At 28.8% G+C, this 9,841-nt stretch carries 8 protein-coding genes and 1 pseudogene; all 9 read right to left on the bottom strand.

Annotated features, from left to right (window positions below; genetic code table 11):
• A pseudogene (locus ACWIX0_RS11640) lies at window positions 1–492 on the bottom strand (hypothetical protein); the annotation flags it as partial.
• Between the two features lie 12 nt (window positions 493–504).
• Window positions 505–1,155 carry a hypothetical protein gene (locus tag ACWIX0_RS11635; protein WP_454174161.1) on the bottom strand — a complete coding sequence of 217 codons (651 nt, stop codon included), beginning with the start codon at window positions 1,153–1,155 and terminating at the stop codon, window positions 505–507.
• 56 nt (window positions 1,156–1,211) lie between these two features.
• A complete protein-coding gene (locus ACWIX0_RS11630; RefSeq protein ID WP_454174160.1) occupies window positions 1,212–2,495 on the bottom strand; it encodes a lipase family protein in 1,284 nt (427 codons plus the stop codon).
• 32 nt (window positions 2,496–2,527) lie between these two features.
• Window positions 2,528–2,971, bottom strand: coding sequence for a hypothetical protein (locus ACWIX0_RS11625; protein ID WP_454174159.1), 444 nt, complete (start codon window positions 2,969–2,971; stop codon window positions 2,528–2,530).
• A 36-nt stretch (window positions 2,972–3,007) separates the two neighbouring features.
• Complete coding sequence (locus tag ACWIX0_RS11620; RefSeq protein ID WP_454174158.1) at window positions 3,008–4,786, bottom strand: OmpH family outer membrane protein; 1,779 nt, start codon at window positions 4,784–4,786, stop codon at window positions 3,008–3,010.
• A 274-nt stretch (window positions 4,787–5,060) separates the two neighbouring features.
• Window positions 5,061–6,503, bottom strand: a complete 1,443-nt coding sequence (locus tag ACWIX0_RS11615; RefSeq protein WP_454174157.1) for a hypothetical protein — start codon at window positions 6,501–6,503, stop codon at window positions 5,061–5,063.
• 2 nt (window positions 6,504–6,505) lie between these two features.
• Complete coding sequence (locus ACWIX0_RS11610) at window positions 6,506–8,062, bottom strand: hypothetical protein (protein ID WP_454174156.1); 1,557 nt, start codon at window positions 8,060–8,062, stop codon at window positions 6,506–6,508.
• Complete coding sequence (locus tag ACWIX0_RS11605) at window positions 8,043–9,362, bottom strand: hypothetical protein (protein WP_454174155.1); 1,320 nt, start codon at window positions 9,360–9,362, stop codon at window positions 8,043–8,045. Before ACWIX0_RS11605 ends, ACWIX0_RS11610 begins: the two co-directional genes overlap by 20 nt.
• A gap of 15 nt (window positions 9,363–9,377) precedes the next feature.
• On the bottom strand, window positions 9,378–9,841 hold a 464-nt coding region (locus tag ACWIX0_RS11600), incomplete at its 5' end, for a hypothetical protein (RefSeq protein WP_454174154.1).

The raw sequence follows: 9,841 nt of genomic DNA, 5'->3' as shown, positions 1-9,841 counted from the left end.
AATGGAGTAATTTATAATGGTAAGTTTATGATTGTTTAGAAATATTTGGAGGGTTTGATTTGTAGGATAGATTTTGGTTTTGTTGTTTGTTTGGGTGGAATCATTTGTGTTGGTAGAATTGTTTGAATGGTTTGAAACTACATTTGATTTATAAGATTTGTTTGAATCACTTGAATCTAAATCCGCTTCGTCATATTCCAAATAATAAATTGGCTTTGATTCGTCTAAATCATTTGAACTAGAATCCATTTCACCAAAAAAACAATCCTCATAAGGTGCGCTAGATTCACTGCCACCTGTGAGATGGTGTCCCATAAAGATTACTGCTATATCATATTCTTGCAAAGATTGTTTTTTATCTTTAGTTATTGCATTTATCTTTGGTAATAGTTCATTTATATCGATTGTAAATCCACTTTTTTCTATGTCAATTATGACTTTATTGCCACTTTCAAAAATCCTAAATCGTTGTGGCTTGAATCTATTTTTCACTTATATTTACCTTTATTCATTCACTGCTTTAGGATAAAAATCTAGCGTAGTATTTTTAATACATTCTATAAGCATATCATCTGCTTTATGTTCTCTGCAAAATATATTTGTTAGTGGTTTGTTATATCCAAATAAACGATTAGCTGTATCTTTGCTATCTATAAGTGGATTTTTGTTTTTATCTATACTTATAAAAAATCTCGATTCGTGAATGCTAAAAAGAAGTGATAATGCAGAATCTTTCGTAATATTTTTAATTTCATCGTTGCTTAATAATTGTATATATATTTCATTGTTTTGCAAATAAAATATTGCTTCTATGAGATTTTGTGGTATAGCCACCATATCTTTATCTTTACTTTGTAGTTCAAATTTCTTTTGATGTGTTTTTATACTTGCTTCAAATAAGATTCTATCTATGGTAACATAGAGCCAATTTGGTATTGTTACATTTATTGGTGTATTGTCATCATAATCATTGCTTTGCAATGCTTTTTCTCTTGCAATTTCATAAAGTATTCTATGGATAGAATGGGCAATTATATTACAGTATTCCAATACTTTTTTACAATCTCTATATTTAGCAGTATCAATTTCTAAATGATTTGTTAAAAAAAGTTCTTTATGTAGCTCATATTCTAATTTTATATCTTTACTTTGCATATCAATTAAGTCTTTATTGGCTTCATAAAGATATAGATAAAAATATAATATTTGAGTTATTCAACTATTTTATGATTATCAAATCCGCCAAAATTAAGATTCAATATAAAGTAATTACCATTTATATCTTTGCCTAAATGCTGTGTCGCATTATCACTATAAGATTCTTTTGAATGATGCTTTTTACTTGATTGGTCTTTTGTTTCTATATGAAATACTCTATCACTTATGCTTAATTTATAGCCCTCTTTATTTTTATTGTTGTAATTATGGATTAGAGTTTGGTAGGGTTTTACATAGCATTGATTTAATGGATAAAACAACATAGTTACATTATCTTGTGTTTGCTTCATATCATCATTATCTACTATTAACGCTACAGCAACATTAGTGGCATTATTAAGACAAACAAATTTATTTAATTGCTCTTTAATTTGAATCCTTACATTTCGTGTAAAATATTCTCTAAAGACATTGTGTATTTTTTCTGTTTCTTTTTGTGTAAATATTTCTTTTTCAGTTGCATTTTTAAGCAGTGGAATCTCTAAAATGTATTTAAATGGTGGTTTTAAATCTCTTGCGCCCGGTGCATTGTAAGTATATATTTCTTTAATAATGCTAGAATCTTTATCGGTGGCAAAAGATAGTGCAAAGAGTTGAGCTAATGCACCACCGAGTGAATGTCCTGTGATGGTTAGCTTTGTGCTTGAAACAATAGGTGGTATAAAGTTGGATTGTGTTGTCGGTTTATTAGAATCTTTTAATAGTTTTTGATTTATATATGCTCTATATTTGGAATCGTTACTTTGATTGTAGATTTTTTTCCATAGTGAGTATTCTAAAGATTTTTCATCTTTTGGTTTAGATTCACTATCGACATAAAAGGGAATCTCACCCTTGCATTGTGCATGAAACAAAAGCATATCATTGTATTGCAATAATGGCACTTTACTGCCAATCAAATCAATATTTGCTTTCTTAATATCTTTCCAATATTCATCTGTGCCTCGAATCGCTAGTGTAAATAATTTAGATTGTTTATGCTGAAATAGTGTGGCACTAAACCCCGATTCTGTATTAGGTTGATGAATAAGTAAGTCATATTTTTCAAAGAAGTGTTTAGCTTGAGTGGTAGTGAAGTCGCCATTTAACTTGCCGATTGCCAAACCCAAACTATCAACGACTTTTAAATTGTTAAAATTCATACCTAATACATTTTGATTTTCAATAACAAGTTCTTTATCGCGGATTTTATGTCCTATACAATGAAAATACCCATAACTTGCCTGTGCTAACTCTGCGTAATCTCTTAATTTTGTAATCACGAAACCATTATCCATTGCATTTTCACATTTTAAAAAGATTTATTCTCTTACAAATCAACACAAGTCATTTCTCTGTCAAAAAAAATCAATTCAAACTCCATATTACCTTCATTGCCAAATATGTCCATATTATATGATTGCCAATCAACTGCAAGATACAATTCAAAAATATTTTCGTATGTTAAGACTTTGTGTTGTGAATCATTATAATATATGTTCAAGCGTAACCTAATTCTATTTGTGTATTGTATCCATTTTTTGACACTTTCGTCTTTATCTCCTAGCTTTGCATTAAAATAAGTCAATATTTTACTATATTTTTCTCTGCTCTTTGATTCTAGATTTAATTGACACAACTTCTTAAACTCCCAATAGCTAGGTTGCAACGCATAAGGCGTATAATATAGTGGGATTCCTATGAGATAGATTATCCACGCAATAAATAAGGCTAAAATAATCTTTTTAGGTTTTAGGTGTTTTTGGATTTGCATTGACTATGTCTGCCTTTTGAAACTAGATTTGAAATTTCATATAAAAAATTTAGATTCTAGCCTAATGTTACTTAACAAACCATTAAGTAAAGATTTTTGTCTCTCATATTCCTTATAATGCAACCTTAACGGTGGTTTTGTTAGCGTGATATTTGGCTTTATAGCTTCTTTAGATTCTGCATTATTATTACTTGGCTTTGGGGATTGAATCTTTAGTGTATTTTCTTTTTTGGTGCAAATAATTGGGAATCCTTTATCGCTAAAAACTCCACTAGCGCATAAATCCTGCATTATGGGATAATCATCATTATATTTTTTTAATCCCCTAGCATTTGGTAATATTAAGGCTACTTGAGTGCAAGGACTAGAAATCCCTGCGATATTGTTAGGGCAATTTAAGATGGGTGAGTAAAGCAAATCAGATTCTAGCATTATAGGTGAATCTTTGTGGGTTTTATCTTTTGTCATTGCTTTGATAGATTTGCCTACATTACTTTTTAACTTCACTTGTCCTCCGTGAATACATTTTAGCTCATCACATTCTAGTATGGGGCAAAGAAATGCTGTGGAGTTTGAATCTATTTTATTTTTATTAGATTCAATCTCTTTTCTTTCGTTTATTTCATTTTCTTTAATGGCGTTAGATTCTTTGCTTTTGCATTCTAGTTTGATATTTAGGCTAGAATCTAAAATTGAATAATTTAAGATTGTAAGTTTGTGATTGTTTAGGAATATTTGCAATGTTTGATTTGTGGGATAGATTTTGGTTTTATTGTTTGTTTGGGTGGAATCTTTTGTGTTGGTGGAATTGTTTGAATGGTTTGATTTTAAATTAGAATAACTAGCTTTGTAAGATTTATTTGAATCTTGCGAATGTGCATTTGATTCTAAACAATCCAAATCACATTCCAAATAATAAATAGGCTTTGATTCGTCTAAGTCGTTGGCTGAATCATTTGAGTTTTGTGAATCATTAGAATCTAAATATCCAAAGAAGCATTCATTATATGGCAGAGTGGATTCTGTGCCACCTTGTAGTAGAGTGGAGTAGAAAAATATTTGTGTATTTGCAGAATGCAATAAATCTAAAGAGATTCCATACTTGCCATAATTTTTGACTAACTCATAAATATCAAGCATTGTGTTATGCTTTGTAAAAATATCGATTTTAGTTTGATTGTTATCATTGTAAATGTGGATAAGATTGCTCATTGAGATTTTGGAATCTAACGAATCTAAAAATATAATTGTGGTATTTTTATCATTAGCTTGTAAGATTAAATCATTTGTGGATTTAGCTTTTTGATTAGATATATCTTGCTTTTTAGATTCTCTTATGTTTCTTTCTTGTTCTTTTTTAATCTTATTTAACTTCGCTTTTCTTTGTGCGAAATCTAAATCTTTTAATTCTGCATTTATGGAATCTATTTCTTGCTTTTGTGCTTGTGCTTTTTGCTCTTTGATTTGCATTATGGATTTGTAAAGTGATTTACGGGAAGTTAAATAAGAGTCGCTTAAATTGTTTTTATCATATATAAATATATTTGCAAAATCTGATTTATACCCTAATATTTCATTTGCATTATGTTCATCAATAAAACTTTCTCCATTTTTTTGGCAAATTGCAAATGGCTTACAAGTGTATAAAGCCCTTAATAAATGAAAAGAGGAATCTTTGGTAATAGATTCTATAACGGAAAATTGAATGTTTATAATTTTTATATCTTTAAATCTTTGTCTTAGACAAATGATATTATCTATAATAGAGGCTATGCCTCTATTATGATAGCCTAATTCATATAAAAAATCTTGCATATTATTCCTTATTGCATTTTATTCTATACCCTAAAATAATATATTTTGCATAGCAATTCTAACTTAGAAAAAATACCGTGATATTAAACTAAATATTACAACAAACACGAGCCACAAAAAAAATGTTTTTTTGCTTAATCTTTTATAATCTTTGAAAAATCCTCCTAAACCACCAATCCACATATTTAATATCCATAAAATTACAACAATAACCACAAATAGTCCAATTAAAAACAATAAACCAGATAAAGTTCCCATAATTTTATTATCCTTTTTATATAATACTTGATTGCGACAATTCTTCAAAAAACTGCATAATTTCTTTATCGTTTATTTCATTGTCGTCTATATGTGATATTATAAGCAAGGATTCGTAAATATCTTTTATGGACACAAAAACAAATACATAATTCAATATATTTATTTTCGCAATGCTTTTTAACATATCAAAAATTTTTCTTCTGATATTTAATGGGCTTAATTCTAAATTAAATCCTTTGTGTATTGGTATAGGTGGATAAGTCGTAGAAAGTATATGCTTACCAAAAAACACATATCCTTTTTCCATATTTATTCTATACATAGATTCTATATCTGTCTGTATTTGGTGTATTTGTGATTGGGTAAGTGGGCTGGGCAGATTAGTGTCAGCCACCTTTAGTCTTTTAGACAGCAACTTAATTTGTTTAAAATATTGCATAGAAGTTGGAGAAATACCGTGCTCATCACGCATAATCATCGTCCTATTGCCCAAAATATTAGTTTGTAAGTTGCAGGCTAAAAATGTGCCATTATTTCTGCTTTGTATTTCAGTAAAAAGTTTATGTGCAAAATTCCCCATGCTTATTTTATTTGGCAATGGACTATTACTTTGCACATAAGAATCTATGTGGTTGGAAGCATATGGACTTTGCGCCTTGAGATAATAAGGCAAAAAAGTATCGAGTTCATTATTATGTTTGGTTAGATAAATTAGTCTATCTTTACTTAATTTTACAGAGTCTTTGTGTTTTTGTTTGATTGGTAATAATGAATACATTTCAAAATTTGGGGAAAAAGTATCAAGCATAGGGATTATAATATTATTACTCCAATCAGGCACTATACCAGCAGAGCTAAAAGTATATGTTTCTTTGATTGCGGTTGGATACAATAAAGCAAAAAGTTGAGCTAAATAACCTCCAAACGAATGTCCTACAACAACAATTTTATTTTGTAGTGGTTGTATTTTGGTTGTGTAAAAATCTATCATATCATCACAGATATTTAAAGAAATATCGGCTTTTAGGCTATTGCCCAACCCTTTAATGTTTGGTATTTCAGAAATATTGAGTTTAAATATATCAAGCCCACGAAAAGCTAAAATTTTTTCATTGAATTTTTTGGTATCATCAAATAAGATAGCCGCAAACCCAGAATCTTTATTGTCTGCAACTGCAATAATTTTATAACGATTGATAAAAATCTCTGCTTGTTTTTCCTCAAAATCCAATCTAGTGCTGTTGTAAAAATTCAATATGTTAGAAGTTAAGGCTTTTTTATATGAAATTTGTTTATTTTGTTTGGCTTCTTCTTTAGTTAAATATTTACCTTGTTTATTAAAACCCCATTGCTTTTCTTTATTTCCAAACATTCCCTCATTTAAATTTACAGAATATGAAGCCCAACAAAGTTCAGCGTATTTTGCAAAATGTATATACTTTTCCATTTTTACCATTTTTATACCTCATTTACCACTGCAAATTTGCAAACATATTCCCCATTTTTTGTATCTATATCGCCTATTATTTTATCTTTATCTTGTGCTAATTGTAAATCTAATTTTTCTGCTTTTGCAGGTGCAACAAACAGAAAATGATAAATGCCTATTTTTTTAGTATTTTGTTCCACGACATTATCATAATTATACAGTCTTTTAAACCTCCCCACTCCATATTTCTTATACTTGTAATTTTCATAAGATTCTTTAAATATTTTAGGTATTTTTGTAGGGATTACAAATATTATATGCACTTCATTAGAATCTAACCGTAATCGCATTTCTCTAAAATCATAGTGTTTAGGATAGTCATTTTGGAGTAGTGGTTTTAAGTTTTTATCATCTAGTTCTTTGGTATCTTTTTCTATATTTATTTGCAATGATTCTAATGGTGTTTGTGATTCTATCATCTCATCATTTAAAATTATATTATAAATATAAAGATTATCTTTTTGTAATCTATCACTTTTATAATGCAACCTTAATTGTGGCTTTGTTAGCGTGATATTTGGTTTTTTAGCTTCTTTAGATTCTGCATTATTATTACTTGGCTTTGGGGATTGAATCTTTAGTGTATTTTCTTTTTTGGTGCAAATAATTGGGAATCCTTTATCGCTAAAAACTCCACTAGCGCATAAATCCTGCATTATGGGATAATCATCATTATATTTTTTTAATCCCCTAGCATTTGGTAATATTAAGGCTACTTGAGTGCAAGGACTAGAAATCCCTGCGATATTGTTAGGGCAATTTAAGATGGGTGAGTAAAGCAAATCAGATTCTAGCATTATAGGTGAATCTTTGTGGGTTTTATCTTTTGTCATTGCTTTGATAGATTTGCCTACATTACTTTTTAACTTCACTTGTCCTCCGTGAATACATTTTAGCTCATCACATTCTAGTATGGGGCAAAGAAATGCTGTGGAGTTTGAATCTATTTTATTTTTATTAGATTCAATCTCTTTTCTTTCGTTTATTTCATTTTCTTTAATGGCGTTAGATTCTTTGCTTTTGCATTCTAGTTTGATATTTAGGCTAGAATCTAAAATTGAATAATTTAAGATTGTAAGTTTGTGATTGTTTAGGAATATTTGCAATGTTTGATTTGTGGGATAGATTTTGGTTTTATTGTTTGTTTGGGTGGAATCTTTTGTGTTGGTGGAATTGTTTGAATGGTTTGATTTTAAATTAGAATAACTAGCTTTGTAAGATTTATTTGAATCTTGCGAATGTGCATTTGATTCTAAACAATCCAAATCACATTCCAAATAATAAATAGGCTTTGATTCGTCTAAGTCGTTGGCTGAATCATTTGAGTTTTGTGAATCATTAGAATCTAAATATCCAAAGAAGCATTCATTATATGGCAGAGTGGATTCTGTGCCACCATTTAATAGCACTCCACAAAAATAGATTTTAGATTGCAAAGTATCTATGCCTTTAGATTCTAATATTTGTATGTCGATAGTTTGGTTATGTGTAGCTTTGATAATTTCCTTACGCAAATTTGTATTCATATTTTATCCTGTTATTGATTGTATGAAATAGCTCACTCCAATATTGCGTTATTTCTTTACCTTCTAAAAAATCAAAATAAAATGTCATTGTATGTGTAATATAATCTTGTGATATATTTGGATAATCATATTTGCTATATAACACATTAAACAGTGTTTCATTATTTGGCAAAAATATAAATGGATAAAGTTCACTAGCACCAAAGTTATATGCTGAAATGTTTAAATCAAGTGTGTTTGTTGTTTGTGCTTCATAGTTGCTGTTTGGGTGTAGCATATAGCCTTGATTATGGCTTACATAAATAAATATAAACTCGCCCCTAAAAGCCAAAAAATTACTACTTTTTTCAGCTTTATCAATAAGAGATTGCAAATACTCTGCTAATCTTTCATAAATTTTAATTGTTTCATTTCGGCGTTTCCAATAAGCATAGATTTGCTCTTGCTCTTCCATTGTGCAATTTAGTGATATATTTGGTTTAGTCTTAATGCTTTTATTATTGATTGCACATTTCATATATTTATTACCAACAAGATTTGTAACCCATTTTATAAAACTTTTAGCCCCTAATATTGTCTGTAAATTAGAATCAATGCTTTGAAATGTTAAAAATATACTATGCACATTTTTAATAGAATCAAACATATCCATAAAATTCCCGGGAATTGTAAAATTTTCAAATACATTTATGCCAATTTTCCTTAATTGTTTTTGAACCCAATTAACGCAGTTGTTGTTTGTTACGCTATATCGCAAATCATAATGCACATAGCTTTTTGTATTTGGTTTAACTTGCTTTGTGGATTCAAAATCTTTTTTGATATTTTCTAAAAGAGTATTGTATTGTTCTTTAGAGATTTCTAATACACAACGATTAGTTTTTGAAAAAGTATTTGTTGAGCGTAATTTTTTCACATTATATGTGTTTGTTTTTGTATCATTATCAACTACATAGTGATTGTTTTCAAAAACTTTTCCAGCTGTATCGACAATACTTGTAGTTCCTGTTCCAAATCCCCAGAATCCATCATTAAATTCACTTATTTCCCTTGTGTGATACCATTTTTTATCAATATCTTGCCAATCTGCATTTTTAAGTTTATTATCATTTATTTTTTTGTCCATTTCGTCTAACTCATCAGGGCTTTTGCCTTTGGTAAGCCCTAAAAATGCGTGAGTTAAGTCGAACTGTCCTATAAATTCTTTGAATTTTCTTTCAGTAATCAGTTTAAAATCAGCGTTTTTATACAGTTCTTTCTCAAATAACTCATCTATATAAATAGTTACATAATATCTCATTTTTGCTCCTTACTTTTAACGCGATAAACTATATATCAGCGATATTAGTCCATAAGCAACGCCACAAGCAACCGCACTCAACAAAAAATAAATAATGCATCGTTTATAAAAAATGCAAACAAAAAACAATCCACATAAACATAACGCAACAATATATAATTTATGTTCCAATATAAGATAAAAACTTGCTATAAATGCTAAAATGATAGGTATGGCATTTCTAATATAAAATAAATTAAAGATAAAAATTAGTAATAAAAGAAACCATATAAATTCGTAAAAATTTTTATATAAATTTATAAAAAAAGCATTAAACAAATTGCCAATTATTAGATTATAAATAAGACTTATCATAAAATCTATTGTCGTAGGCACAAAAACACTAAACACAAACCACGCAATCTGTCCGCTTGCAGCCGAATCTAGCCCTTTAGATTCTAGCTTTGATTTGAGCTGTGTATAAATAGGGATTTTCAAAA

The sequence above is a fragment of the Helicobacter sp. T3_23-1059 genome, assembly GCF_053654515.1.
Note: the sequence above shows the minus strand (reverse complement) of the source record. Positions and strands in the feature narration are given on the sequence as shown.

Bases quoted from the DNA above. Each gene is read 5' to 3' on its own strand.
- ACWIX0_RS11615 (WP_454174157.1), bottom strand. From the start codon at position 6,503: ATGGTAAAAATGGAAAAGTATATACATTTTGCAAAATACGCTGAACTT.
- ACWIX0_RS11605 (WP_454174155.1), bottom strand. From the start codon at position 9,362: ATGAGATATTATGTAACTATTTATATAGATGAGTTATTTGAGAAAGAA.
- ACWIX0_RS11635 (WP_454174161.1), bottom strand. From the start codon at position 1,155: ATGCAAAGTAAAGATATAAAATTAGAATATGAGCTACATAAAGAACTT.
- ACWIX0_RS11610 (WP_454174156.1), bottom strand. From the start codon at position 8,062: ATGAATACAAATTTGCGTAAGGAAATTATCAAAGCTACACATAACCAA.
- ACWIX0_RS11630 (WP_454174160.1), bottom strand. From the start codon at position 2,495: ATGGATAATGGTTTCGTGATTACAAAATTAAGAGATTACGCAGAGTTA.
- ACWIX0_RS11620 (WP_454174158.1), bottom strand. From the start codon at position 4,786: ATGCAAGATTTTTTATATGAATTAGGCTATCATAATAGAGGCATAGCC.
- ACWIX0_RS11625 (WP_454174159.1), bottom strand. From the start codon at position 2,971: ATGCAAATCCAAAAACACCTAAAACCTAAAAAGATTATTTTAGCCTTA.